24 protein-coding genes and 1 other annotated feature are annotated in these 24,940 nt (G+C 46.1%); of the genes, 14 read left to right on the top strand and 10 right to left on the bottom strand.

The window, feature by feature from the left end:
- Window positions 1-5 precede the first annotated feature (5 nt).
- From CF394_RS09035 to CF394_RS09005, 7 genes are all read right to left on the bottom strand, one after another.
- Window positions 6-1,112 carry an ABC transporter ATP-binding protein gene (locus tag CF394_RS09035; protein WP_094943113.1) on the bottom strand — a complete coding sequence of 369 codons (1,107 nt, stop codon included), beginning with the start codon at window positions 1,110-1,112 and terminating at the stop codon, window positions 6-8.
- Complete coding sequence (locus CF394_RS09030) at window positions 1,109-2,026, bottom strand: ROK family protein (RefSeq protein ID WP_094943112.1); 918 nt, start codon at window positions 2,024-2,026, stop codon at window positions 1,109-1,111. The genes CF394_RS09035 and CF394_RS09030 overlap by 4 nt, the downstream gene beginning before the upstream one ends.
- Window positions 2,023-3,714, bottom strand: coding sequence for a glycoside hydrolase family 13 protein (locus tag CF394_RS09025; RefSeq protein WP_094943110.1), 1,692 nt, complete (start codon window positions 3,712-3,714; stop codon window positions 2,023-2,025). Before CF394_RS09025 ends, CF394_RS09030 begins: the two co-directional genes overlap by 4 nt.
- 80 nt (window positions 3,715-3,794) lie before the next feature.
- Window positions 3,795-5,156, bottom strand: a complete 1,362-nt coding sequence (locus CF394_RS09020; RefSeq protein ID WP_094943109.1) for an FAD-dependent oxidoreductase — start codon at window positions 5,154-5,156, stop codon at window positions 3,795-3,797.
- Window positions 5,157-5,478: 322 nt separating this feature from the next.
- Window positions 5,479-7,512: a catalase gene (locus CF394_RS09015; RefSeq protein ID WP_094943107.1), complete on the bottom strand. Its 2,034-nt coding sequence runs from the start codon at window positions 7,510-7,512 to the stop codon at window positions 5,479-5,481.
- Between the two features lie 105 nt (window positions 7,513-7,617).
- Window positions 7,618-8,394, bottom strand: a complete 777-nt coding sequence (fabI, locus tag CF394_RS09010; protein WP_094943106.1) for an enoyl-ACP reductase FabI — start codon at window positions 8,392-8,394, stop codon at window positions 7,618-7,620.
- A gap of 363 nt (window positions 8,395-8,757) precedes the next feature.
- Window positions 8,758-9,654 carry a MerR family transcriptional regulator gene (locus CF394_RS09005; RefSeq protein ID WP_094943104.1) on the bottom strand — a complete coding sequence of 299 codons (897 nt, stop codon included), beginning with the start codon at window positions 9,652-9,654 and terminating at the stop codon, window positions 8,758-8,760.
- Between the two features lie 102 nt (window positions 9,655-9,756).
- Between CF394_RS09005 and CF394_RS09000 the strand changes: the two genes are divergently transcribed.
- The 6 genes from CF394_RS09000 to CF394_RS08975 all read left to right on the top strand — a co-directional run bounded on the left by CF394_RS09000 (window position 9,757) and on the right by CF394_RS08975 (window position 14,978).
- Window positions 9,757-10,185 (top strand): hypothetical protein, encoded by a 429-nt coding sequence (locus CF394_RS09000; RefSeq protein ID WP_094943103.1) that lies wholly within the window; start codon window positions 9,757-9,759, stop codon window positions 10,183-10,185.
- Between the two features lie 3 nt (window positions 10,186-10,188).
- Window positions 10,189-11,253 (top strand): ABC transporter permease, encoded by a 1,065-nt coding sequence (locus tag CF394_RS08995; protein WP_094943101.1) that lies wholly within the window; start codon window positions 10,189-10,191, stop codon window positions 11,251-11,253.
- 4 nt (window positions 11,254-11,257) lie between these two features.
- Complete coding sequence (locus tag CF394_RS08990; protein ID WP_094943100.1) at window positions 11,258-11,959, top strand: ABC transporter ATP-binding protein; 702 nt, start codon at window positions 11,258-11,260, stop codon at window positions 11,957-11,959.
- Window positions 11,952-13,253 carry a cryptochrome/photolyase family protein gene (locus tag CF394_RS08985; protein ID WP_165767520.1) on the top strand — a complete coding sequence of 434 codons (1,302 nt, stop codon included), beginning with the start codon at window positions 11,952-11,954 and terminating at the stop codon, window positions 13,251-13,253. The genes CF394_RS08990 and CF394_RS08985 overlap by 8 nt, the downstream gene beginning before the upstream one ends.
- Before the next feature lie 78 nt (window positions 13,254-13,331).
- Entirely contained in the window at window positions 13,332-14,507 is a 1,176-nt protein-coding gene (locus tag CF394_RS08980; RefSeq protein ID WP_094943097.1) for an aminotransferase class I/II-fold pyridoxal phosphate-dependent enzyme, read from the top strand.
- A 15-nt stretch (window positions 14,508-14,522) separates the two neighbouring features.
- Window positions 14,523-14,978: an antibiotic biosynthesis monooxygenase family protein gene (locus tag CF394_RS08975; protein ID WP_094943095.1), complete on the top strand. Its 456-nt coding sequence runs from the start codon at window positions 14,523-14,525 to the stop codon at window positions 14,976-14,978.
- 197 nt (window positions 14,979-15,175) lie between these two features.
- Here CF394_RS08975 and CF394_RS08970 read toward each other — a convergent pair whose 3' ends face one another.
- A complete protein-coding gene (locus CF394_RS08970; protein ID WP_094943094.1) occupies window positions 15,176-16,159 on the bottom strand; it encodes a ring-cleaving dioxygenase in 984 nt (327 codons plus the stop codon).
- Window positions 16,160-16,271: 112 nt separating this feature from the next.
- On the bottom strand, window positions 16,272-16,838 hold the full coding sequence (locus CF394_RS08965; protein WP_094943092.1) for a GNAT family N-acetyltransferase: 567 nt from the start codon (window positions 16,836-16,838) through the stop codon (window positions 16,272-16,274).
- A 150-nt stretch (window positions 16,839-16,988) separates the two neighbouring features.
- Between CF394_RS08965 and CF394_RS08960 the strand changes: the two genes are divergently transcribed.
- On the top strand, window positions 16,989-17,789 hold the full coding sequence (locus CF394_RS08960; RefSeq protein WP_094943091.1) for an ABC transporter substrate-binding protein: 801 nt from the start codon (window positions 16,989-16,991) through the stop codon (window positions 17,787-17,789).
- Here CF394_RS08960 and CF394_RS08955 read toward each other — a convergent pair.
- Window positions 17,731-18,153 carry an ion channel gene (locus CF394_RS08955; protein ID WP_094943089.1) on the bottom strand — a complete coding sequence of 141 codons (423 nt, stop codon included), beginning with the start codon at window positions 18,151-18,153 and terminating at the stop codon, window positions 17,731-17,733. The genes CF394_RS08960 and CF394_RS08955 overlap by 59 nt on opposite strands.
- A 177-nt stretch (window positions 18,154-18,330) precedes the next feature.
- Window positions 18,331-18,532: a binding site (T-box leader), on the top strand.
- A gap of 61 nt (window positions 18,533-18,593) precedes the next feature.
- Here CF394_RS08955 and trpE point away from each other — a divergent pair.
- Genes trpE through trpA form a run of 7 tightly spaced genes read left to right on the top strand, consistent with a single transcriptional unit; the run spans window position 18,594 to window position 24,888 of the window.
- A complete protein-coding gene (gene trpE, locus CF394_RS08945) occupies window positions 18,594-19,949 on the top strand; it encodes an anthranilate synthase component I (RefSeq protein ID WP_094943086.1) in 1,356 nt (451 codons plus the stop codon).
- Complete coding sequence (locus CF394_RS08940) at window positions 19,946-20,521, top strand: anthranilate synthase component II (RefSeq protein ID WP_094943085.1); 576 nt, start codon at window positions 19,946-19,948, stop codon at window positions 20,519-20,521. Before trpE ends, CF394_RS08940 begins: the two co-directional genes overlap by 4 nt.
- Window positions 20,505-21,518 carry an anthranilate phosphoribosyltransferase gene (gene trpD / locus CF394_RS08935; RefSeq protein WP_094943083.1) on the top strand — a complete coding sequence of 338 codons (1,014 nt, stop codon included), beginning with the start codon at window positions 20,505-20,507 and terminating at the stop codon, window positions 21,516-21,518. The genes CF394_RS08940 and trpD overlap by 17 nt, the downstream gene beginning before the upstream one ends.
- A complete protein-coding gene (trpC, locus tag CF394_RS08930) occupies window positions 21,515-22,303 on the top strand; it encodes an indole-3-glycerol phosphate synthase TrpC (protein ID WP_094943082.1) in 789 nt (262 codons plus the stop codon). The genes trpD and trpC overlap by 4 nt, the downstream gene beginning before the upstream one ends.
- On the top strand, window positions 22,290-22,901 hold the full coding sequence (locus tag CF394_RS08925) for a phosphoribosylanthranilate isomerase (RefSeq protein WP_094943080.1): 612 nt from the start codon (window positions 22,290-22,292) through the stop codon (window positions 22,899-22,901). Before trpC ends, CF394_RS08925 begins: the two co-directional genes overlap by 14 nt.
- Window positions 22,898-24,103, top strand: a complete 1,206-nt coding sequence (gene trpB / locus CF394_RS08920; protein WP_094943079.1) for a tryptophan synthase subunit beta — start codon at window positions 22,898-22,900, stop codon at window positions 24,101-24,103. Before CF394_RS08925 ends, trpB begins: the two co-directional genes overlap by 4 nt.
- Entirely contained in the window at window positions 24,103-24,888 is a 786-nt protein-coding gene (trpA, locus tag CF394_RS08915) for a tryptophan synthase subunit alpha (RefSeq protein WP_094943077.1), read from the top strand. Before trpB ends, trpA begins: the two co-directional genes overlap by 1 nt.
- Window positions 24,889-24,940 lie beyond the last annotated feature (52 nt).

Below are 24,940 nucleotides of genomic sequence, written 5' to 3'. Positions count from 1 at the left end.
CTTTCTTAAATAGTGTCAACTGCGCCGATGCGAAGTTCTGTTTCTTTATCGAAGAAGTGAGCACGCTCCATATGGAACACGAGATCCACAGTTTGGCCGCGTTCAATAGCGTTTTGCGCATCGACACGTCCAATGAAGTCTTGCCCTTCTAGGTTGGCATATAAGATCTGCTCTGCACCTGTAAGTTCCGCCACTTCAATGAATGCCGGTACACGGTGGGCATGCGTTACATCGTATGCGCCATTGTCGTCTGTTACATGCTCTGGACGGATACCAAGCACGACTTCTTTTCCTTCATACGCTTTCAAACGAGCTTGCTGGTCATCCGTTAGAGTCACTAAAACGTTACCGATTTTGAATTGTCCGTTAACAACGGTTCCGTTCAAGAAGTTCATGGATGGAGAGCCAATGAAGCCTCCTACGAACATGTTGTCTGGATTGTCATAGACATCTTTAGGTGTTCCGACCTGTTGAATCACGCCGTCTTTCATGATGACGATACGGCTAGCCATTGTCATCGCTTCCGTTTGATCATGCGTTACATAGATTGTTGTTGTATTTAAACGGTTGTGAAGTTTGATGATTTCTGAGCGCATCTGTACGCGAAGCTTCGAATCTAAGTTGGAAAGAGGCTCATCCATTAAGAAAACAGATGCATCTCGTACGATGGCACGACCTAGTGCTACACGTTGACGCTGACCACCTGAAAGAGCTTTTGGTTTGCGGTCTAGATATTTTTCGAGTCCTAAGATCTTCGCAGCGTCGTCTACACGACGCTTGATCTCATCTTTTGGCACTTTACGGATTTTCAGCCCGTACGCCATGTTGTCATACACACTCATATGTGGGTACAAAGCGTAGTTTTGGAATACCATTGCGATGTCACGATCTTTTGAAGCGACATCGTTCATGCGTTTGTTGTCAATTAAGAAATCGCCTTCTGAAATGTCTTCAAGCCCTGCAATCATGCGAAGTGTTGTGGACTTCCCACACCCAGATGGTCCTACGAAGACGATGAACTCGCGGTCCTCTACTTCAAGATTGAAATCCGTAACTGCCTGTACTTTATTGTCATAACGTTTTGTAACGTTTTTTAGTGTAAGAGTTGTCATGCCATTCTTCCTTTCTCGCGTACCGCCGCAACGTCGCGTACAAGCATTGCTGCACCGAGCATGCCTGCTTCATTTCCAAATTGTGCTCGTTTTAAATTCAATGGCTTTAGTAACAATGGCTCTAGTTCTTCAAGTAATTGATTCCACCAAGCTTCCGCTGAATCAATCACGCCTCCACCGACTACAACCACATCCATATCGAGGATGGCCTGTAGAGAGGAAATAGTGAGTGCAAGATCCTGTACAAAACGCGAGCGTACTTGCTGTGCTTGTTTATGCCCTTGTAAGGCTAGTGGGAACACTTCACGAGGGGTAACGAATGAACCGTCCTCGTGTACAACTTGGTATTCTTGGATCAAGCGATGAATCGCTGAACCGGAGACGTACTGTTCTGCACAGCCACGTCTACCACAGCCGCAAGGAATACCATGTGGATAAAGCAGCATATGGCCGATTTCTCCACCACCGCCGTGCTTGCCGTCCATGATTTTGCCGTCAAGGATCAAGCCTCCGCCAAGTCCAGTTCCTACTGTGACTGCTACGACGTTGCGTTCGCCTTGACCTGCACCTAAAATGGCTTCTGCCAAAGCAGCTACATTGGCATCGTTGTTAACAGCTACAGGAAGACCAGTTGCGCCTTCAAGCCACTCTTTAACTGGAGTTCCTTCCCAGCCCTCGAGCTGCATTTCAAAGACGATTTTTCCTGTGCCTGGTTCTACCATGCCGCGCGTCCCAATCCCAATTGCTTGGATGCCAGGATGGTCGGAAAGTGCATGTTTTACATGTTGTTCTAAGTATGGATAAAGAGGAATCTGTGTAGCAATGGTCCAATCTGCTAAGACTTCACCCGTAGTTGTGACAACTCCAAAGCGAATTTTGGTACCGCCGATATCTACTCCAAGAACTTGTGTCATTGGCCTTCTCCTTTTTCAAATGACAAGATGAACGCGTCATACGGCTTCAGCTCAAAGCCATCTGATGTCTCTGTCGGTTGTGTATTTGCAAGAATGATCTCGTACCCTGAACCTGGCATGGAGATGCTTGTGCGCTTGATGTGATGTGTTTCTTCGGTGAAGTTTGCCACGATGTACCACACTGTCGAACCAAGAGTTCGTTTATAAATGAACAATGCCTCATCATCTGGTAATAACAGTTCAAAACTGCCTTCTGTAAACATCGGAAGTTGTTTTCGCAACCGAATTAGCTGCTGATAGAAGGCGAAGATAGAATCCGGATCATTTATTGCCTGGTCTGCGTTGATTGTTGCTGTATTCGGGTTTTGCGCAAGCCAAGGGGTGCCTGTTGTGAAGCCTCCATCTGAAGTCCACTGCATCGGGGTTCTGGCATTGTCTCGCCCTTTTACGTAGATCCGTTTCAAAATGCTTTCCGGTTCTTCTCCTGCTGCAAGTCGTTCGTTATACATATTGATTGTTTCAATATCTTTATAATGCGAGATGTCTGGCAACTGGATATTCGTCATGCCGAGCTCTTCGCCTTGATAGATGTAAGGCGTACCTTTTAAACCATGAAGGACAAGTGCCAGCATTTTTGCAGAATGCTCTCGGTATTCTTTGTCATTTCCAAAGCGCGAGACGATACGTGGTTGATCGTGATTGTTCCAGTACAACGAGTTCCATCCCTCGTGCGCAAGAGCAAGTTGCCACTTCTCTAGATTTCGTTTTAAATCTGGTAAGTGAAGCTGTGTAAAGTTCCACTTGCCTCCTGGTCCTGAATCGAGATCCATATGTTCAAATGTAAAGACCATATTGAGTTCGTTTCTCTCGGGCTTCGTATAGAGAAGTGCATCTTCTGTTGTAGCACCTGGCATCTCACCGACCGTCAAGATGTCATAGTGACTTAGAACTTGTTCATGCATCTCTTGAAGGTACGTGTGGATTTCAGGTCCATTCATGAAATACGGACTGCCGTCTCCAAAGGAAGATCCTTCGTGGACGATGCCATCCGGTAGTTCGGGATGCTTCGAGATAAAGTTGATGACGTCCATGCGGAAACCGCCAATTCCTTTATTCAGCCAGTAAGTCATCATGTCGTAGATGTCTTGTCTGAGCGGTTCGTGGCGCCAGTTCAAGTCCGGTTGTTTACGTGAGAACAGATGCAAGTAGTGCCAGTCTTCTTCTGTGCGTTCCCAGGCTGAGCCTGAAAATACAGAGCCCCAGTTGTTTGGTGGGTTGCCTTGTTTCCATATGTAATAGTTGCGATACGGGGACTCTGGTGATTTTGACTCTGTGAACCAAACGTGCTCATCTGATGTATGATTGACAACGAGGTCCATAACGATTCGAATACCGCGTTTTTTTGCCTCTTCGATCAAGGTTTCCAGGTCTTCCATCGTCCCGAATTCCTCATGGATGGTTCTGTAGTCTCGAATATCATAGCCATTGTCATCATTCGGTGAGTCATAAACCGGACTCAACCAAATGACATCAATGCCGAGTTTTTCTAAGTAATCAAGTTTCATTAAGATTCCTGGGATATCGCCAATGCCATCTCCATTGCTGTCCATAAAACTGCGTGGATAAATCTGATAGACCACACTTGTTTTCCACCACGGCTGTTGCTGCACGACACTCACTCCCCCCATTTTCTTTCTCTCATTCTACTGCTTTCAAAAGTATTATGCAAGCGCTTGCACAAAATTCTAAATAGAAAAAAACACGAATCCTAGTTGGACTCGTGTTCTCCTTCGCGTTTCACTAACTTCCAGTTGCGTTTGGCAATCTGTTGAATTGGATCCCAGACTCCGTTGTAAGGTGGTGCATAACTAAGATCTAGATCTAGTAGCTCTCCGAGACACATCTTTTGGGTCAAGGCTACTGCTAACACATCAATCCGTTTGTCCACACCCGCCCCTCCGATAATTTGGGCACCAAGGAGACATTGGGTCTCTTTCTCCCAGATCAACTTTGTATAGAGAGTCTCTTTGCCAGGATAATACCCGGCGACGTCATGACCAATACGTGTATTTGTCTCGTAGTCGATGCCAAGTTCCTTGACTTCTTTTTCACTAAGTCCGGTCTTTCCAAGAGCTAAATCGAAGAATTTAAGAATGGAAGTTCCGAGAATTCCTTTAAACGTATTGTTGAACCCCATCATAGAAAGACCCGCGATACGCCCTTGTTTGTTGGCTGTAGTACCAAGAGGCACGTAATCAGGTTGCTCTTTGAGAATATGGTAATGACTCGCACAATCTCCTGCAGCGTAAACATCTGGTACTGAAGTTTCCATGCGTTCATTGACGACGAGAGCACCGTTTTTCAGTTTGTCTGCTTTTTCGATAAACTGCGTGGACGGTCTGACACCAATGGCTACAATAACAAGGTCTGCTTCATACTCACCTTTTGAAGTGTGTACTTTTTGAACCGAGTCATCTCCTGTAAAGTGGGTCACTTCTTCTTCCAAATGAACTTGCACATTTTTCCGCTCGGCTTCTCGTAAGATTAGTTCTGCCATTTCGGGATCAAAGATGGTGGCTAGTTGTGGTCCTCGTTGGAATAGTCGTACTTCTTTATCGAGTACACGGAACGATTCGGCTAGTTCAAGGCCTATGTATCCTCCACCAATGATGGCAACGCGCTTCACGTCTTTCTTAAGCGCCGTTAAGATTTTTTCTGTGTCTGGAATGGTTTTAAGCGGGTAAATCCCTTTTAGCGAAATGCCTTCCCACTCTGGCCATACGGGTGCCGCTCCTGTTGCAATAAGCAGTTTGTCGTAGCTGACTTCGAAGTCTTCGAGTGAATGTAAGATCCGTCCTCGGACTACTTTATTGTCTGTGTCCACTTCTCGCACTTCATGTCCTGTTCGGGCATCGATACCATATTTTGATCGGAATTCCTCGACGCTTCTTGCGATGACGTCAGAAGACTTTTCGATTTCTCCGCTGATCACGTACGGCAGTCCGCATTGCCCGTAGCTGTAGATATGACCTGCTTCCAGTACGGTGATTTGTGGATTATCTTCGTTCCGAACGATTTCCATCGCGGCACTCATGCCGGCTGCGTCGCCTCCGATGATGACGTATTTCATATGTCCACGCTCCTTTTCTATCTGTATTCTAGTTCTACCCCTTCTGTTCCTTTCTAAATCGTGGGGAATTTAGGGAAATTGATGGTGTTAGGCTGGAGCGTGGTGAGGTGAGCAAGCGTTCATCAGCATGGGGCGTGGTTTATTCTGCATACTGTGGGGTTTCTTCTTCATACTATGAGTTTTCTTCTGCATGCTTTAAGGTTTCTTTTGCATGAGACGAATTTTCTTCTACATGAGGGCTATTCTGTCTCCCAAAAACCACCCTTAACTTCTCTTTGAATAAAAACCCATCCGACAAATTTAGTCGGACGGGTTGAGTGAGTTATTGTTTGTTGTTGGACTCTCCGCCAAGTTCACGTTCCCAGAAGCGGTGTTTGGCTACTTCATCAACGAATGAAGCAGACAGCACGTCTTCTACAACACCAGGCTGGCCTGTGAATCCGAGGTGTTCTAGTAATTGCTTGCCGTCGCCCGCGGAACCGATTGGTTTCACATGGTCAAAGGCTTCTTGTAAGAAAGTAGAAGCTTCTTTTTTATAGACGTTTGAAGCATTTGGGCCAGCTACTGCTACAACTGCATCGTAGAGTACAGAATCTGCAGTTAGGAATTTCTGGTCAATTTCTAAACCATTATCAAGCTTTCCTTGGCGTTCTGCCACCACTTCGACTTGTAGACCAGCTGACTTCAAAGAATCCACGACAGCTTGGACATCACCAGAGGCATGGATTGAAGTCAGTACCGCTACTTTGCGAGTATCTGGCTTCATTTTTGTGTTCAACATGCTGAGTGCTGGAGATTTTTTGTCTGAGTAAGGGCCTTTCTCAGATGGTACAGGAAGGCCAAGACTCTCTGCTACCGGTTTTGCAAGGTCGATATGGACGTGACTAAACATCTCGACGACTTGTTCGCGAATGCTTGGCTCTTTACATTTCCCTAGCTCAAAGCTCATCGCATCGATCAAGTGCTTCTTCTCGACCTCTGACATACTGTTGAAGAACATCGTTGCTTGTGAGAAGTGGTCTTTGAAGCTCTCGCTGCGCGCGCGTACTTTGCGGGCATCGATTTTTTCTTCGTAATGGCTGAAGCCACCTTCTTCTTCTGGTGTCGTATGCGGTGTATTGTTGGCTAAAGAGTTTTTATGGTAGCTCACTCGGCCAACATTGATTGTCTGACGCCCGTATCCGTCTCGCTGGTTGTTGAAGAACGGACAGACCGGTCGGTTGATCGGCAACTCATGGAAGTTAGGACCTCCTAGACGAATCAACTGAGTATCCGTGTACGAGAACAAGCGTCCTTGCAGTAACGGATCGTTTGTAAAATCGATTCCTGGGACTAAGTGACCTGGGTGGAACGCAACTTGCTCGGTCTCTGCGAAGAAGTTGTCCGGATTGCGGTTCAACGTCATCTTGCCGACTAGTTTCACCGGCACATCTTCTTCTGGCCATAACTTAGTAGGATCTAGAATATCAAAATCGAATTTGAATTCATCTTCTTGCGCGATGATTTGAAGACCGAGTTCCCATTCAGGGAAGTCTCCATTTTCGATGGATTGCCATAGGTCTTCTCGGTGAAAATCTGGATTTTTCCCGTTAATCTTTTGTGCTTCGTCCCAAACGACTGCATGTGTTCCGAGTACAGGTTTCCAGTGGAACTTCACAAAATGGGATTTTCCTTCTTTATTAATCAAGCGGAATGTATGCACACCGAAGCCTTCCATCATACGTAGGCTGCGAGGAATGGCACGGTCAGACATCGTCCACATGACCATATGAGCGGACTCTTGGTTGTTTGCGACAAAGTCCCAGAATGTATCATGTGCAGACGCTGCTTGCGGGATTTCATTATGTGGTTCTGGTTTTACGGAATGTACTAAGTCTGGGAATTTGATGGCGTCTTGAATGAAGAATACCGGAATGTTGTTACCGACAAGGTCGTAGTTTCCTTGTTCTGTATAGAATTTTGTAGCGAACCCACGTGCGTCACGAGCTAAGTCTCCTGAACCACGTGAACCGGCAACCGTTGAAAAGCGAACAAATACAGGTGTTTTTTTGGAAGTGTCATTGAGGAACTCGGCTTTTGTGTAGGCCTCGAGCGATTCATAAAGTTCGAATTCGCCATGCGCACCTTCTCCTCGAGCATGGACAATTCGCTCTGGAATACGCTCATGGTCGAAGTGGGTCATTTTTTCTCTGAAGTGAAAGTCTTCAATTAATGTGGGACCTCGTTCTCCGGCTTTTAATGAGAATTCATCTTCCGCCATCTTGAGGCCTTGATTGGTCGTGAGGGCCTGGTCTTGATCATTCACACGGAACTGGTCGAGCTGCTGTTGCTTGCTGTTCTTTTCTTGATTAGTCAAAGTGGGCTTCCTCCTTTTAATGGACTTTCTTTTTCCATTACACTCTTCCCTAATCCCATTAAAAAAAACCTAATCCAGGAAATTGGATTAGGTTGTTGTATCAATTTAAGCCATGATGTGGTAGCCGCTATCAACGTAGATAACTTCTCCTGTTACACCACGCCCTGTATCCCCTAGAAGAGCGACTGACATGTCTCCTACTTCTTGTTGCGTTACATTTCGCTTTAGTGGTGCTTTTGCTTCGATTTGATGAAGAATTTCATTGAAAGCCGGAACGCCTTTTGCAGCTAGCGTACGAATAGCTCCAGCTGAAATTGCATTGACACGAATCCCGTCTTTTCCGATATCGTTAGCCAAGTAACGAACAGAAGCTTCAAGAGAAGCTTTCGCTACACCCATTACGTTGTAACCATCTAGAACGCGTTCCGCTCCTAAATAACTCATCGTGATAATCGAGCCACCTTCTGTCATGAACGGTTTCGCTTCGCGTGCCGTAGCAATGAGCGAATAGGCGCTTGTATCTTGTGCAAAGGCAAAGCCATCGCGAGACGTCTGCAGGAAATTGTTGTGAAGATCTTCTGCATGAGCAAAGGCAATTGAATGCACGACGCCGTGGATGACGCCAAATTTTTCTCCGATTTCAGAGAAAGCTTGACGGATACTTGCGTCATCATTGACATCACACTGGATAACGGCCGCTTCTCGCCCTTCTTTTTCTAGAACCTTTTGGATTTTCCCAAGAGATCGTTCTTTACGGTATGTGAAAATAACATTTGCTCCTACATCAAATAAAGACTTGGCAACCCCCCACGCGATACTGCGCTCGTTGGCCACACCCATCACGACTACATTTTTTCCAGACAGATTGATAATATCTCGCATAGCAACCTCCATTGTTAACTGTTATTAGTACCTACTACTAAATTGAGTGTAGCATAAAATAAAAAGCCTGTCGATGTCGACAGGCTACAGTGTTTTCTATCGCGTGTAGGGGAAGCGTTCCGCGGGCGCGGGCTGAGCCAAATCGAGTTGCGAACGCCAGAAATCCACATCAAAACCATTCACCCCAACCGAGGCAAAGAGCGCCTCACTTGGTGCGCCTGGTTTTGATGAAATTTCTAGAGTAGCGTTCTTCACATCTTAGAAAAGGTCTCAGCTTCCGCTTATAATCCCGCTGGAGTCACCCCTACACCCTTTCAAAAGTCTAACTCTCTATTTTCAGTTGGGGATAATACATAATTTATTTCATAGCGCTTCTTCTAAGATGGCATTTAGGTCCGGTGCAAATTTGATAGCATCCAGATGATGCGTCTGCAAATAACTTTCCATTCCTTTTCCACCAGCGAAGAATTTGATTTTCGGATAGTTCTTCGCGAACTCATTCAGCTTTTCCATCGTTTCCGGATGTTGTTTTAAGGGAACAGTTGTAGAAGCTGATAATAATACAAACTTAGGACGCAGTCGCTCTACTAGAGATTCAATACATCCAGATGCAGGAGAAGCACCGATCATAAACGACTTCCAACCACGGACCATAAATTGAAGAAGGAGAATGTGAAGAGGCACTTCATGATATTCTCCGGGAATGCAAGCACCAAGAACTAGCGGTGCGTCTTCACGGTAAGGATAATTTCTGCGAATCTGAACTAGAAAGTCACGCACAACCATACTCGAGACGGCTTCTTGATACTCATCCCACTGTTTTTTCTCCCAGCGTGTCCCGACTTCTCTTAAAAAAGGTAAGACGACGGAGCTAAGGAAAAGGTCGAGGCCTAAATCCTGGTGTGCTCGATGCAAGGTACGGTTTAGTTCAAGTTCCTCACAGTTGGCACCATATTCCAGAAGTTTAAATACATAATCGTTCCATTCCTCAACAACTGGAACGGGTGTTAACGAGTTCCCAGATTGCTCTGCTTCTCGCTCTTTTTCAATTAGTAACGCTGCTTGCTTAATTGTATAGCCTTCATCTGAAAGACGCTTCACCCGGAGGAGTGTCGCAATATCTTGATCCTGATACAAGCGGTAGCCGTTGTCCATACGTTCGGGTTCAATCAATTGGTACCGTTCTTCCCATTTCCGAATGACTTGTTTCGACAAGCCGGTAACATCAGAGACCTGTTGGATGTTGTAATTCCCTTTCATTGGTCGGCCTCCTTTCAATTTGTTGATTTGTTAACATTGTACAACTATTTGACGAGAAAAACAATCTTTCTGTATAATTGTTGTAAAGGATGTGTTGAATGTATGGATAAAGTAGGCCGTATCTTGCTAGTCGGACTCATTTCAGGGCTCGTTTTAAATTACTATTTCAAGCTCATTGAATGGTTGACTGGGGACAAAGTTTATACACTGTTGTTGAACGTTGATTATATTCCCGTTTTGAAGAACTACACATTCCCAGAATGGATTGAGATCAGCTTCCACATGATTGTTTCTTTTGTATTGGCTTTTATTTATGCGTGGCTTTGGAATCGCTGGAAAAAGCCATTTCTTTACACCGTATTGACAGCTTTAGTGATTGGAATGGTTATCTATCCAACGACAGGCTTCTCAGACCGAACACCAGAAGTCACAGATCTAAGCGCACTATTTTGGTGGCAAACAGGCCATTTGCTTTATGGGTGGGTAGTCGCTTGGATGCTTCAAAGACTTTACAACAAGACAGGAGGATAACTTATGTTTTTAGCATGGAATGAAATCAAAAAGAACAAATTGCGCTTTGCGCTTGTGATCGGGGTACTCTTTCTCGTATCGTACCTCGTCTTTTTCTTGACGGGACTGGCAAATGGTCTTGCCAATTTAAACCGAGAAGCTGTTGATAAGTGGGCTGGTGACGGCATCATGTTGACAGAAGACTCTGATCAAAGTTTGCCGCAGTCGTTTCTAACGATTGAAGACGCGGATTCTATAGACGCAGAAACAGCCGTACTTGGACAGTTAAACACCATTGTGACTAGCGGTGATTTAAAACAAGGTGTTGCCATTTTTGGAATCGATGAAGAGGAATTTATCACACCTGAGGTTTCTGAAGGAGAGCTGTTCTCCGGTGAAAATGAAGTTGTAGCAGCAGATTTCTTACAGGAAGAAGGATTTGAAATCGGTGATACGTTGACTCTCTCTTCTTCTGATGAAGAATTGACCATTGTCGGATTCACAGAAGATGCTCGTTTTAATGCAGCACCGGTCCTCTATGCCTCACTCGAGACGTTCCAAACCGTGCGTTTTGGAGAAGCGGCTGAGCAGAACGCGGATCAAGTCAACGGCATCGTCATCCGTGCAGATGATTTATCAGCACTCGATGCGCCTGAAGATCTAGCAATCGTCGATACGCAAACCTTCATCGAGAACTTACCTGGTTACACGGAACAAAAATTGACACTCGACTTTATGATCTACTTCTTGTTCATCATTTCGGCGACCATTGTTGCAATTTTCTTATACGTCCTGACCGTTCAGAAAATCAATATGTTTGGTGTCATGAAAGCACAAGGGATTTCAAATGGCTATTTAGCACGCTCTGTCGTTGCTCAAACATTCATCCTGGCAGCCGTTGGTGTCGTAACGGGTTACGTGTTGACTCTCGTTACTGGTTTGTTCCTTCCAAACGCGGTGCCTGTCCAGTTTGATGGCGTCGCAATGGCAATTTACGGCGTCGTCTTGATTGCTGTTGCGATTTTAGGCGCCATCTTCTCTGTACTTACCATTGTAAAAATCGACCCACTCAAAGCAATAGGAGCGTGATGATATGACAGTTCTAGAACTCAAACAAGCGAGAAAGACATTCGGCTCTGGCCATAAAAAAGTAGAAGCCTTAAAAGAAACGAACTTTCAAGCCCAAGCGGGTGAGATGATTGCAATCATCGGTCCTTCGGGTTCAGGGAAAAGTACGTTCTTAACGATTGCTGGAGGCTTGCAGACGCCAAGCGAAGGAGATGTTCTGATCAACGGGACGTCCCTTGCGAAACTCAATGAAAAGAAGCTCTCTAAAGTCCGATTGAATGAAATTGGCTTTATTTTGCAAGCTTCTAATCTAGTGCCGTTTTTGACCGTGCACAATCAAATGATGCTACTGAAGAAAGTCAAAAAAGATACGTTAAATGACCAAGAACTTGAAGAGCTCTATAAAGATCTCGGTATCGAAGAACTGCGCAACAAATACCCGTCGGATTTATCAGGAGGGGAACGTCAACGAGTGGCTATCGCAAAAGCCCTGTACACAAACCCTTCAATAGTTCTTGCCGATGAACCGACGGCTTCTCTTGATTCAGAGCGTGCATATGAAGTGATGGAGTTGCTCCAAAAAGAGACGAAGTCGAAAAAGACGATGACTCTTGTTGTCACACATGACACTCGGTTGATTGATTACTGCGACCGCGTCTTTAAAATGACGGATGGCACGTTACGTGAAGAAGACCATACACCTAAAGAAGGCGCTGCTCATGAGTAAACGCTCCCTCGTCTGGTTTCGTCGTGACCTTCGTCTTCACGATCACCCAGCGCTAGCACAAGCCGGTCATGATGGCCGTGTGCTGGCTCTTTTCACTGTGTCTCCTGAGATGCGGAAACTCGAGGCATCCTGCTGGTGGCTTGAAGAATCCCTGAGGGAACTAAAAAGTACGCTTCATGATAAAGGCATTACACTACTAGTAACGGATGTAGACCCAACAACCTGTATACCAAAACTTGTTGAGGATTACAGCTGCGACCAAGTGCTCTGGAATGACAGTTATGCAACGGATGAACGGAAAGTAGAACTTGCTGTGAAGAAATCTCTAGATACAAAGTCCATCTCCTATCAAGCACTGGACGGAGACCTGTTGTTTCCGCACCATGAACTGACTAAAGAAAACGGAGACCCGTATTCCATCTTTACGCCATTCTACAAACGGTCGCAGCAAGAGACGGTGAAACGCCCTATTGCGATGCCTGAAGAGTGGCAAGGGATTCGCACTGAAGCTTTACTAACAATCGAGGAATTAGAGCTCCTCCCCGATCATCCATGGACAAAGAAGTTTGCAAGCCACTGGTCCCCTGGAGAAAAAGCAGGAATTGCAAAGTTTCAACAGTTCGCGAAATCCGATATCGAGGCTTATAAAAAGATGCGAGACTTCCCTGACGCACAGGCAACCTCTGAGATTTCTCCATACTTAACATGGGGCAATCTCAGCGTACGAGCGGTCTATTACGCTGCAAAACGTGAAAAGAATGCTGAACCCTACTTAAGGCAACTGGTGTGGCGGGAGTTTGCTAAGCGTCAGTTGATGCAACACCCCACGCTTGAGACGAAGGCACTGCGTTCGGAGTTTGAAAAGTTTTCTTGGCGAGATAGTCAAGCCGATTTCGAAAAGTGGAAGCGTGGCGAGACTGGCTACCCTCTTGTCGACGCAGGGATGAAACAACTCTGGGAAACAGGCTGGATGCACAACCGTGTTCGAATGGTCGCCGCTTCCTTCTTGACGAAGCATCTTCTCCTGCCATGGCAATGGGGCGCTGAGTGGTTCAAAGAGACACTCGTTGATTACGATGAGGCAAATAACGGGATGGGTTGGCAATGGGTTGCTGGAACAGGCATTGATGCTGCTCCCTACTTCCGAATCTTTAACCCCACGACGCAACTTGAAAAGTTTGATAAGCATGAAGAGTATGTTCATCACTGGAAAGCCAATCAAGATCTAGAACCGATTGTCGACCACAAAGAAGCTCGCGAACGTGCACTAAAAGCTAATAAGGCTATAAAATAACACAGATGTACGTCTACACAATACAACCCGTGCTATACTGAGAAGGTATTTTATCCAATCAGTTAAGGAGTGACGCATGTGAATTTTCAACCCGCAACACGAATGGAACGCTTCCCTACATCAATTTTTGGAGAACTGAAAAAAGCCGCGACTGTCCGAGTTTCAAACGACTTACCAGTTTATGACCTAAGTTTAGGCAGCCCCGATCTTCCTCCAGCAGAAGCAGTCCGACAGACTCTCTCAGAGAAAAGTGCGCTTGCCACTTCTTATGGCTATACATTGACCGGGACGTCCCGTTTTTACGAAGCAGTCGCTACTTACTATAAGAATCGTATGGGCGTCACTCTAGACCCTGAAACAGAAATCATTCAGACGATGGGCTCACAGGAAGGACTCGTCCACCTCCCTCTTGCGTTTTGCAACGAAGGAGACATCGTTTTGACAACCAATCCGGCTTACGTTGCCTATGATGCAGGAATCCATGTAGCTGGTGCAACGCCTTACTACCTCTCTCTGGATGAAGAGAACGGATTCTTACCAGACATCGCTTCGATTCCGGATGACATTGCGGATCAAGCAAAACTACTCATTTTAAACTTACCAGGCAATCCGGTTCCGGCACTTCCAAGCGAAACCTTCTTCAAAGATGTCGTAGCTTTTGCTGAAAAACACAATATCATCGTTGTGCACGACGCCGCGTACGCTGAATTTTATTTTGATGGAAGCGGTCCGAAAAGTTTCTTGGCGACTCCTGGTGCCAAAGAAGTGGGACTCGAAATCAATTCCCTGTCCAAAACCTTTAGTTTAGCTGGAGCACGCATTGCCTACATCGCAGGAAATGCTGATCTGATTGCCGTAATCAAAAGTTTGAAATCCCATCTCGACTACGGTATTTTTGAACCGATCCAAGAAGCAGCCATTACGGCTCTTTCTCACGCGGATGAAATCACAGACAATCTGCGCCGTGTGTTCTCAGAGCGTCATCAAGTATTAAAACAAGGACTTGAAGAGCTTGGTTGGAAAGTTGCGCCTTCTAACGGAGGCATGTTCATCTGGGCAGCTTATCCTTACCCGATGAAAGACACCGAGTTTGTATTCCACGTTTTGCGGGAAACTGGTGTTGTAATGGTACCAGGATCTATCTTTGGTACAGAAGGCGATGGGTTTGCACGAATTGCCTTGGTAAAAGATGTAGAAATGTTGAAACAAGCACTGGAAGCATTAAAAACACTCCAACCGATTGAAGTTGGATAAGGAGGATGTTTAGTTATGTACGTTTATTTGACTGACACGCCACAAGTAAGTGGCTTTCATTTAAAAGGAGAAACGGATCGGTACATCAACGAGTATGAGACCCTTCAAGAACTAGACGGTCACGGCTACGAAGTAATCGATTCATCTGGAGAGCTTTCGGAAAAAGGATTTTTCGTACTAAACAACATCCCTGTCACGGAAGCAGGACGCCCTGTATTCGAACAACGCTTCATGAATCGCGCTCGAGCTATTGAAGACGAACCGGGCTTCATCGCAATTCGCGTGATGCGTCCAATGGATTCCAATACGTATATCATTTTGACAGAATGGGAAGATGAAAAGAATTTCAAAGACTGGCAATCTTCTCAGGCCTATTCAAAAGCTCATGCAAAACGAGGTACGGACGAAGGTATCGATAAACGCCCAGCAATTTTTGATGGGCCGAGTTTTGTTACTACCTATAAAGCTTAAGTTCTAACCACACTTCTTTGCGGAAGTGTGGTTTTTTAGTCGCCGTGGTTGGCTGAGCGGAAGTTCATCGACAAATTTGGAGTTCTTTTAGACAAATTCGAGAAGCTATTAAGCAGATTTGGAGTTCCTTTACGCAAATTACGAATTCCTTTCTACTAAAGAAAAAACTAGCTTTCCCTTAAGGGAAAGCTAGCCAATTATTCGTATTCTTTTTGAATATCTTTCGTGCTCCGTACTGTATCTATTGGGCGCACAAGCTTTTCGATCTGGTCACGACGACCTTCAAATTTCGGCGGCAATGCAAGTTTTTCCCCTAATGTCTCATACGGCTCATCATCCATAAATCCAGGACCGTCTGTTGCAAACTCAAACAGTAATGGTGGTGCAATGCGTGCATACAACGATTCAAAGTAGAAACGATCGACGTAGCCAGAAGAAGGAATGCCGATTTGATTCAAGCGGTCAATCCAGAAGTTCAAAGCGTCTCTGTCTTCCACACGGAATGCTACGTGGTGGACAGTACCAAAACCTTGTCGTCCAGGTGGCAAGATCACGTTCTTCTCAATGATCACTGCTGCTCCATTTCCTCCCTCGCCTACTTCCATCCATGTAATATCGCCTTCTGTAGCTACTTCACGGAATCCTAATACTTTGTCGAGCATCTCTTTTAAGAAGTCCACACGGTCGTAGCGGAACACGATAGGTCCAAGTCCAGTGATTGCAAACTCAAGTGGAATCGGGCCGTTCTGCCACGGTGTTCCAGAAGCTACACCTTCGTTGTTTTCATCTGAAATCAGCTGGTAACGCTGATCATCGAAGTCGGCAAATTTCACAACTTGTCTGCCAAACGTCGTTTCAATACCGCTGTTTTTCACACCTAAACGGTCGAAGCGTTTTACCCAATAGTCAAGCGCTGCGTCTGTCGGCACTCGAAAAGACGTGCGGTAAATTTCATTCGTTCCGTGTGAGCCTTTTTGAATTCCAGGGAAATCAAAGAAGGTCATATCCGTACCTGCACTGCCGCGATCGTCCGCGAAGAATAAATGGTACGTCTGAATATCATCTTGGTTCACCGTTTTTTTGACAAGACGCATGCCAAGCACATACGTAAAAAATTCATAGTTCTTTTCGGCACTGCTGGTAATTGCGGTTACGTGGTGGATTCCTTTTAATTCATTCATTGGTTGGTGCCTCCTCTTCTATTATATAAATCGAGTATACCGGATATTTATCTCGAATTCAAGATATTAGTTTTAAAAGGAACCTGCCCTTTTTTAGGGCAGGCTCGGCTTCTTAATCTAAAATAGAATCTTTTTTCTCAGTTAAGAATGTTAAGACTTTGTTCGTCGGATCATACGATTCACCATAAAATTCTTCGTCTTTATACGTATGAATATTTTCATACGTCCATTTCATAGCCTCGTAGACTTCTTTTTCATCACGAGGTTCTGGCGTCCAGTAAAGAATTTCAAGTACTGTATTCTCACCAGTTGCTAATGAACGGCGGTTGTAGCCGATTTGTGTCGCGTGTTCAAAGCCTTCACGCGCATAAAATCGTAGACGCTTTTCTGTATCTGTATCTTCATAACTCACAGGCTCGACTTCTAATAAGATAGTTTTACCCTTAGCTTTCAATTTTTCAAGTAATTTCTTCCCTAGTCCTTCACCGCGTGCTTCTTTCGAAACAAATAGGTAATCAACGAAGATGAAGTCTTCAAATTCTACATACATCAAGACATGTTTCGGACCTTCATCTTTACGGTACACTTTCCCTTTTTCTTCGAGTAAGGTTTCCATATGTTCACGTGACTTCATTTCTTCTACAGGGAAATATTGATTCAACTTTGTATACCAGTTCATGTTTAGTAGCTCCTTCGAATTTTTCATTGCCCGGAGATTTTTGTTTTTTGCCGATGCAGTTGAGGAAAAATCAGGCTAGATAAAAATCCTCACCAAGACTTGTTTACCCTGATTTCGGTATACTTAAACATAAAAAAGGAGTTTTTTTCGATGAACACGTTTATTGACCATTTGAATAGGGAAATAAAGATTCCCGATTCACCAAAACGGATCATCTCTATCTGCCCTGCCATTACAGAAACCCTATTCGCGATTGGAGCAGCTGAGCAGGTAGTGGGACGCACCAAATTTTGTATCTTTCCAAAAGACGAAGTCGAAAGCCTCCCTCATGTCGGTGGCACAAAAGATGTCAGCATCGATAAGGTACGTGACCTTAAACCAGATCTGATTTTTGCTGAGAAAGAAGAGAATACTAGAGAGACCGTAGAAGCTCTTTCAGAAATCGCTCCAGTCTTCGTGTTTGAAGTTCAAACCATTGAGCATTCCTACCGCCTGATTCAGGATCTCGGTGAAGTGACTGGCCACCTCGAACAAGCGAAAACAATTGCAAGCGACGCGAAACTCGCCTTTGAACGTCTACCAAAACTTCAAAACTCACGCGTTCTGTATTTTATTTGGCGAAAGCCCTACATGGTAGTCGGGAACACGACATATATTCAGTCTGTTCTGGAACATTTAGGACTTGACAATGCTGCAAAACATTTAGAAGGCAGATATCCAGCTTTGACACCAGAATTGCTTAAAGAGCTTTCACCAGATGCAATCCTATTGAGTTCCGAACCTTTTCCGTTCTCAGAAAAACATCAGAAAGAGCTCGCTACCATCTTGCCTGACACACCGAGTCTGTTAGTTGACGGCGAGATGTTCTGGTACGGCTCGAAAATGCTTGAAGCTAGTCCGTATTACGCTTTATTGGTTGATCAACTGCGCGAGGTTGCAAGGACTGAATAAAAAAGGCTGCTGGTAACAAAAGGCCGAGACCGGCTTCTAGTAAAGCGAAAAATTTGGCAATTCCAGTGGGAACCATATCTCCATATCCGATCGATAACAACGTAACTCCGCTGAAATAAATCATATTGGACCAAGTAACCTCTACTGGATCAAATGGTTGCGTATTCTCTAATACTGCTGGTTTGTCCATGGAAAGAGCGTAGTAGATGCCGGCGAAAGCTAACCAGATACCAACCATCACTAAAAATAAATTGACGAAAAGCATGAAGTCCATTCGACCATACTTAAATGCTTTATTTCGAAAAAAATAATACAGATTGGCTAAGACAAAACCAATCGCGACCACTAGTAGTGCCGTTGTCATGTCTGCACCTCATTTTTGTTTATTTACTTGTGTACCCCAAAATTAGAACTTGTATTCATTGACATCTCTTTGGAATCACGATAAGATAAACGAAACTTTTTGTTCGGAATGGGTAGAAGATGTCGGAGAGCTGACATCGCCCGTGAGCAGAGTTAAGATAGCTGAGTGAGCAGAGCCGAGAAATCCTCGACAAAGAAGAGTACAGCGCAGTGTATGCTAAGAGAGCCGACGGGTGGTGCAAGTCGGACATAGACGCGACTGGAATGGACTTTGGAGAGTCTTCTGAAAAGGAAGAACGGATCATCCCCGTTAGCGGATGTGGAGAAAGAGTCGAACAGACTCTAAACCAGAGGTGGTACCGCGATTACTCGCCCTCTGCAGGCTTTTGCCTGTGGGGGGCTTTTTTGTGCTCTGCTCCTTGACGAGAGGAGTTTCAAACCATGACATCTTACATTCACAAGTCTCTAAACGGAGACTCCCTTACCCCCATCACCATTTTCCACCGTCTTCAAGGCCAGCGGAAATTTTTGCTAGAGAGCTCGTTGAAACACGAAGCAAGTGGTCGTTATTCGTTTATTGGATGTACGCCTTCTAAGGAATACCGAGGAGATAAAGGCACACTAAGCATTCGAGACTTTACAAACGGCACTAGCGAAACGGTCTTCGGTGACGCGATGACGCTACTCAAGCAGGCGTTGCCAGCACCACTTTCAGACGGGCCTTTCCCTTTTTCTACAGGTGCCATCGGCTATATCGGATACGAAGTACTTGGTCATTACGAGCCAACAGGAATTCCGCTTCCAAAGGAGCGCCAACTGCCAGACATCTACTTTTTATGGTATCCAACCGTAGTCGTCTATGATCACCAAACTCATACTGTAACCATTTTGAATAGTGAAGGCGACGCCCACGAAGTGGAACGTGTAGCAAGCGAGCTTCAAACGACACCTGCTGACGAGTTACCTGAAGAAGCGTTGCCGCTCACTTTCCAGTCAAACACAACACAGGACGTCTTTTTACAGAGAGTCGAGAAGTCCAAAGAATGGATCCAACAAGGCGAAATCTTTCAGTTAGTACTTTCACAGCGTTTGTCCGCACCTATCGCACAGACACCATTCGCTTATTACAGAAAACTTCGTCGGGTGAACCCGTCTCCCTACATGTTTTATATCGATTTTGACGACGTCGTAGTACTCGGTGCGTCTCCGGAAAGCTTTGTTCGCGTCCAAGATGGCATCGTCCAGACCAATCCGATTGCAGGAACGCGTCCTCGTGGTGCCACTCCTGCAGAAGATAAAGAACATGCTAGTAACTTACTACAGGACACAAAGGAACGTGCTGAACACGACATGCTAGTCGACTTGGCCCGTAACGATGTCGGGAGATTGAGCAAAGCTGGAACGGTAAAAGTGACAAAGTATCAGGAAATTGAACGCTATCAGCATGTCATGCATCTTGTGTCTGAAGTGGAAGGTCGTTTGAAGCCTGCTATTCATCCGCTCGACGCTCTTATTTCTTGCCTGCCAGCAGGTACTGTCTCTGGAGCTCCTAAAATCCGAGCGATGCAGCTGATCAATGAACTCGAGACTGTGCAACGTGGTGTGTACGCAGGAGCTGTCGGCTATTTGAGTGCAGCAGGCAATCTAGACGCAGCACTGGCGATTCGGACTGCTGTCATCACAGAAGGTTTCATCGACATTCAAGCTGGCGCAGGAATCGTCTACGACTCGGACCCGCAAAAAGAATATGAAGAGACGCTTCACAAAGCGCGCTCCTTACTGGAGGTATTCCAATGATTTTATTAATCGATCATTATGATTCGTTTACTTATAATCTTGCCCAGTATTTAGAAGAACTCGGCGAAGACGTTCTCGTAGAACGATATGACACTCTGTCTGTAGCACGCATCCAAGAAATGCAGCCAAAAGCGATCGTATTGTCACCTGGACCAGGTCATCCAAAAGACTATGTGGTGACGCAACAAATTTTCAATACCTTCTATAAAGAGATCCCGTTTCTCGGAATCTGTCTCGGGCATCAGTTGATCGGGCTGTGCTTTGGAGCTTCCGTCGTATCTGCTCCAACTATCGTCCATGGGAAAAGTTCCATGCTTGAGCATGCGGTCACTAGAGAAGCACTGGGTCGTGTGATGCGCTATCACTCGTTAGCCGTTGATGCTTCCACCCTTCCCCATGACTTGCAAGCTGTAAGTTATGCACGAGAAGACGGCGCGCTCATGGAAATGCGTCACCGGTCACTACCAATCGTCGGGATGCAGTACCACCCGGAATCTATTGGAACACCAGATGGCAGACAGCGACTGTCTCAATTTTTACAAGGAGTGATGCCAAGTGAAAGCTACTTATAATCGGATTTTGCAAGGAGATACTTTGAACCGACGTGAGATGAAAGAATTGGTCAGTGCGTTTTTTGAACCAACTGCCGATCCTGACGTGATTGCTGCTATCCTTGTCGCGCTCCATGACCGAAAAGAGACGGCCGAAGAATTAGCTGGCGCAGTAGATGCCTTGATGGAACGAGCGGTTCGCTATCCTGAAGTCGAATTGGATTTACTAGACATGTGCGGGACAGGCGGTGACCGGTCGGGAAGCTTCAACATCAGCACCACTGCAGCGTTTGTTGTGGCAGCATGTGGCGTACATGTCGCCAAGCACGGCAATCGCAGCATCTCCAGTCGTTCAGGAAGCGCTGATGTGCTCGCTGCACTGGGTCTAGAGGTTTCGTTGTCACCCGAAAAAAGTGCCGAGCAGCTGAAATCGAACGGACTGACATTCTTGTTCGCACCTGACGTGCATCCTGCCATGAAACAGATTCAACCGATTCGCAAAGCACTAGGACGACCGACGCTATTCAATTTGATTGGTCCCTTAGCGAACCCATATACACTTCGCCATCAACTGATCGGCGTCTACAAAGCGGAGTATCAGGAAGTGCTCGCACAGGCTGCCAAGCTTTTAGGACGCAGACGAGTCGTCATTGTCACAGGAGACGGACAGCTTGATGAAGCATCTTTAGATGGAACGACGACGTATACGATGCTACATGAAAATGAAATCACGACGCACCAGTTTACAGCTCAAGACGTTGCGTTGCCTGCACATCCTCGAAGTTCGATTGCAGGAGGCGAAGCAACTGACAATGCGGCTATTCTGCATCAGGTGTTAATAGGTGAGTCTTCTGCTTATCTAGACACTACTTTAGTGAATGCTGGACTTGCTCTGTTAGCGGCTGAAGCAGTCGACTCACTTCAAGATGGCATCGTTAAAGCACGTCGAGCGATAGAATCAGGTGCTGCATTAAAGCAATTAACGACTTATCCCAGTCGCACGGAGGTGCCGTCATGACCATACTCGATACCATCTTAGAAACGAAGCAACACGAGGTACGGGAGCTTCAGTTGACCAACCTACCCCTTCGTACTGTTGGTGAACGTCCGCGTCTCGCAGATTCACTCAGAGCTTCTGATACGTTAGAAGTGATTGCAGAAATCAAACGAGCTTCTCCTTCTAAAGGACTCATTCACAAAGACTTAGATGCTGTTGCGCAAGCTACTCGCTACGTAGCCGGAGGAGCTGCTGCCATTTCAGTACTTACGGACTCCAAGTATTTTCAAGGCTCTTTTACGGATTTGGAGCAAGTGGCACAGGCTGTCCCGCCCCCTGTTCTCTGCAAAGACTTTGTGATTGACCGGATTCAGATCGATGCAGCATACAGCTACGGAGCTTCTATTGTCTTGTTGATAGTGGCTGCTCTAGATAAGCAAGATTTGCAAGATCTTTATCATTATGCAACTGCAAAAGGACTGGAAGTCTTGGTCGAAGTCCATGATGAAGAGGAACTGGAGACCGCACTTCAACTCGGTGCTGAATTAATTGGAGTCAACAACCGAGACCTTCGCACCTTTACAGTTTCCTTAGAAACAACGGAACGATTAGCAAAACGTGTCTCAAGTCTTCCGGACGTTCATTTGATTAGCGAAAGCGGGATTGAATCGGCTGACGATGCCGAACGGCTTAGTTCATGTGGAGCGAAAGGTTTACTAGTCGGTGAATCGCTCGTCCGGAGCAGTTCCGTGGAAGATGCGCTAAAGTCTTTGAAAGTGAGGAGAAAAGTTCATGACACGCATTAAAATTTGCGGCTTGAAAGAAGCCGAACATGTGCAGGCTGCTGTAGAAGCTGGTGCTGATGCCATCGGCTTTGTCTTCGCACCCAGTAAACGCCAAGTCTCTCCCGAGAAAGCGCAAGAACTGGCTGCAGGTATCCCTGCTTCCGTTAAAAAGATCGGCGTGTTCGTCAACTCAAGTGCCGAAGAAATCAATGAGATTGTCAGAACAGTTCCTCTAGATTACGTGCAGCTACACGGAGATGAAAGTACTGCACTGTATGAACAGATTGAAGTACCTGTCATCAGAGCCATCTCTATTCGAAACGCAGAAGACGTAGAGCGAGCTTTTCGTGATGCCGCTCCTCTCGTTCTGATTGACGCACCTGGAACCGATTTCCGCGGAGGTTCCGGTCACACATTTGATTGGGACTTAGTCGAGAAGCACGCAGAAGAACGACCCTTTATTTTGGCAGGTGGCTTAAACCCAGACAATGTAGGAGAAGCCATTACCCGTGTCAGACCGGTTATGGTCGATGTATCCAGCGGGGTAGAAACTGACGGACGTAAAGACTCGAACAAAATCAAGGCGTTTATCCGCGCCGTACAGGAGGTTTCCTTATGACAACCTATTCAGCACCAGATACTCGTGGCCGTTACGGCCCTTACGGCGGTCAGTTCGTCCCAGAAACATTGATGCACGCACTCACAGAACTAGATGCCGCTTATAAAGAATCCCAGCAAGATCCGAGCTTTCAGGAAGAAGTTCGCTATTATTTGGAGAACTATGTTGGCCGGGAGAACCCGCTCTATTTTGCAGAACGTCTGACAAAACATTATGGAAAAGCGAAGATCTATCTCAAACGAGAAGATCTGAATCATACAGGAGCTCACAAAATCAACAATACCGTTGGGCAAGCCCTACTCGCTAAACGGATGGGTAAAAAGAAAGTCGTCGCTGAAACGGGAGCGGGACAGCATGGTGTTGCGACTGCAACTGTCAGTGCGCTCTTCGGTATCGAATGCACGATCTTTATGGGGAAAGAAGATATTCGTCGCCAGCAACTGAACGTCTTTCGCATGGAGCTTTTAGGCGCCAAAGTCGTTGAAGTCACACAAGGAAGTGGCACACTGAAAGACGCTGTGAACGAAGCGCTTCGCTACTGGGTGACACATGTTGAAGACACCCATTACATCATGGGGTCTGTCTTAGGGCCTCACCCGTTCCCTCAAATCGTGCGGGACTACCAATCGGTGATTGGCCACGAGACGCGTCGTCAGAGTCTGACTCAGTTTGATCAGTTACCGACGCATGTGATTGCTTGTATCGGTGGTGGCAGTAATGCAATGGGAATGTTCTACCCCTTCATTCAAGATGAATCAGTGAAATTAATTGGTGTAGAAGCAGCAGGCCATGGTGTCGCTAGTGGAAAGCATGCAGCGAGCCTGACTGGAGGAAAAGTCGGTGTGTTGCACGGTGCGATGATGCACTTACTCCAAGACGAAGCGGGTCAGATCCAAGAAGCGCATTCGATTTCAGCAGGGCTCGATTACCCGGGTATTGGACCTGAACACAGCTACCTACACGATTTAGGTCGTGTTGAGTACACATCTGTGACCGACGAAGAAGCTCTTACAGCCCTGCAGCTTTTAGCTCAGACGGAAGGGATTGTTCCAGCACTGGAGTCGGCGCATGCACTAGCTCACTTAGAGGCCTTATTACCTGAGACCACACCAGATGATCACGTGGTCATCTGTTTATCCGGTCGTGGTGACAAAGATGTGCATACGATCCGCGAAGCCCTGAGCCAGAAGGAGGATGTCTAATGAGTAGATTAACAACGGCGATTACGTCACGCGTTGAAAACGGAGAAACTGCTTTTATTCCGTATATCATGGCGGGAGATGGTGGACTTAGTGCTTTGAAGCAGCAACTCTTGTTCCTTCAGAACGCCGGTGCAACAGCCGTCGAACTCGGGATTCCCTTTTCAGACCCTGTTGCTGACGGACCTGTTATCCAACAAGCAGGCCTTCGCTCCCTTTCGCACGGAACGACTTTACGCGAGGTTTTAGAGGAGGTGGAGCAACTGCAACAAGACGTGACGATTCCCATCGTCATCATGACGTATTTGAATCCAGTACTCCAGCTTGGCCTAGATGAGTTTGCTAAGTTGGCTTCTAAAGCGCAAGTAGCAGGTGTGATCATTCCAGACATGCCTCTTGAAGAATCCGATTTACTTCGAGACGTGTTGCAACCTGTTTCGATTGATTTGATCCAACTCGTCAGTCTGACAAGTCCTGCAGAACGAGTGCGACGTATTGCGGAAGCTTCGGAAGGCTTTGTTTATGCCGTTACAGTTAACGGAATTACAGGAACGCGTCAGTCGCTGCCAGAAGTGACGTTTGATCATTTGAAAGAGCTGAAACAGGTGAGCCCTGTACCAGTCATGGCGGGGTTCGGCGTCTCAACGCCGGAGCACGTCACGCAACTTGGAGAAGTTGTAGATGGTGTAATTGTTGGAAGCTTTGTGGTCGATGCGTTTGCGAATGGCCATGAAGAGACAATCTTGCCCTTGCTGGATGCAGCGAAAGCAGTGACGACTCGCGTGTGATACATCACAAAAAACCCGATCCTCCATTAGGAGAATCGGGTCTTTCTTTGCT

It is taken from the genome of Tetzosporium hominis, from assembly GCF_002265435.1.
Classification (GTDB): Bacteria; Bacillota; Bacilli; order Bacillales_A; family Planococcaceae; genus Chryseomicrobium; species Chryseomicrobium hominis.
The sequence above is the reverse complement of the archived record's forward strand: the minus strand, read 5'-3'. Positions and strand labels throughout refer to the sequence as shown.

Bases quoted from the DNA above. Each gene is read 5' to 3' on its own strand.
- CF394_RS09000 (WP_094943103.1), top strand. From the start codon at position 9,757: ATGGATAAAGTAGGCCGTATCTTGCTAGTCGGACTCATTTCAGGGCTC.
- CF394_RS09025 (WP_094943110.1), bottom strand. From the start codon at position 3,714: ATGGGGGGAGTGAGTGTCGTGCAGCAACAGCCGTGGTGGAAAACAAGT.
- CF394_RS08975 (WP_094943095.1), top strand. From the start codon at position 14,523: ATGTACGTTTATTTGACTGACACGCCACAAGTAAGTGGCTTTCATTTA.
- CF394_RS08990 (WP_094943100.1), top strand. From the start codon at position 11,258: ATGACAGTTCTAGAACTCAAACAAGCGAGAAAGACATTCGGCTCTGGC.
- CF394_RS09035 (WP_094943113.1), bottom strand. From the start codon at position 1,112: ATGACAACTCTTACACTAAAAAACGTTACAAAACGTTATGACAATAAA.
- fabI (WP_094943106.1), bottom strand. From the start codon at position 8,394: ATGCGAGATATTATCAATCTGTCTGGAAAAAATGTAGTCGTGATGGGT.
- CF394_RS08925 (WP_094943080.1), top strand. From the start codon at position 22,290: ATGACACGCATTAAAATTTGCGGCTTGAAAGAAGCCGAACATGTGCAG.
- trpA (WP_094943077.1), top strand. From the start codon at position 24,103: ATGAGTAGATTAACAACGGCGATTACGTCACGCGTTGAAAACGGAGAA.
- CF394_RS08940 (WP_094943085.1), top strand. From the start codon at position 19,946: ATGATTTTATTAATCGATCATTATGATTCGTTTACTTATAATCTTGCC.
- CF394_RS09005 (WP_094943104.1), bottom strand. From the start codon at position 9,654: ATGAAAGGGAATTACAACATCCAACAGGTCTCTGATGTTACCGGCTTG.
- CF394_RS08985 (WP_165767520.1), top strand. From the start codon at position 11,952: ATGAGTAAACGCTCCCTCGTCTGGTTTCGTCGTGACCTTCGTCTTCAC.
- CF394_RS08955 (WP_094943089.1), bottom strand. From the start codon at position 18,153: ATGACAACGGCACTACTAGTGGTCGCGATTGGTTTTGTCTTAGCCAAT.
- trpE (WP_094943086.1), top strand. From the start codon at position 18,594: ATGACATCTTACATTCACAAGTCTCTAAACGGAGACTCCCTTACCCCC.
- trpC (WP_094943082.1), top strand. From the start codon at position 21,515: ATGACCATACTCGATACCATCTTAGAAACGAAGCAACACGAGGTACGG.
- CF394_RS09030 (WP_094943112.1), bottom strand. From the start codon at position 2,026: ATGACACAAGTTCTTGGAGTAGATATCGGCGGTACCAAAATTCGCTTT.
- CF394_RS09020 (WP_094943109.1), bottom strand. From the start codon at position 5,156: ATGAAATACGTCATCATCGGAGGCGACGCAGCCGGCATGAGTGCCGCG.
- CF394_RS08965 (WP_094943092.1), bottom strand. From the start codon at position 16,838: ATGAACTGGTATACAAAGTTGAATCAATATTTCCCTGTAGAAGAAATG.
- CF394_RS08970 (WP_094943094.1), bottom strand. From the start codon at position 16,159: ATGAATGAATTAAAAGGAATCCACCACGTAACCGCAATTACCAGCAGT.
- CF394_RS08995 (WP_094943101.1), top strand. From the start codon at position 10,189: ATGTTTTTAGCATGGAATGAAATCAAAAAGAACAAATTGCGCTTTGCG.
- trpB (WP_094943079.1), top strand. From the start codon at position 22,898: ATGACAACCTATTCAGCACCAGATACTCGTGGCCGTTACGGCCCTTAC.
- CF394_RS08960 (WP_094943091.1), top strand. From the start codon at position 16,989: ATGAACACGTTTATTGACCATTTGAATAGGGAAATAAAGATTCCCGAT.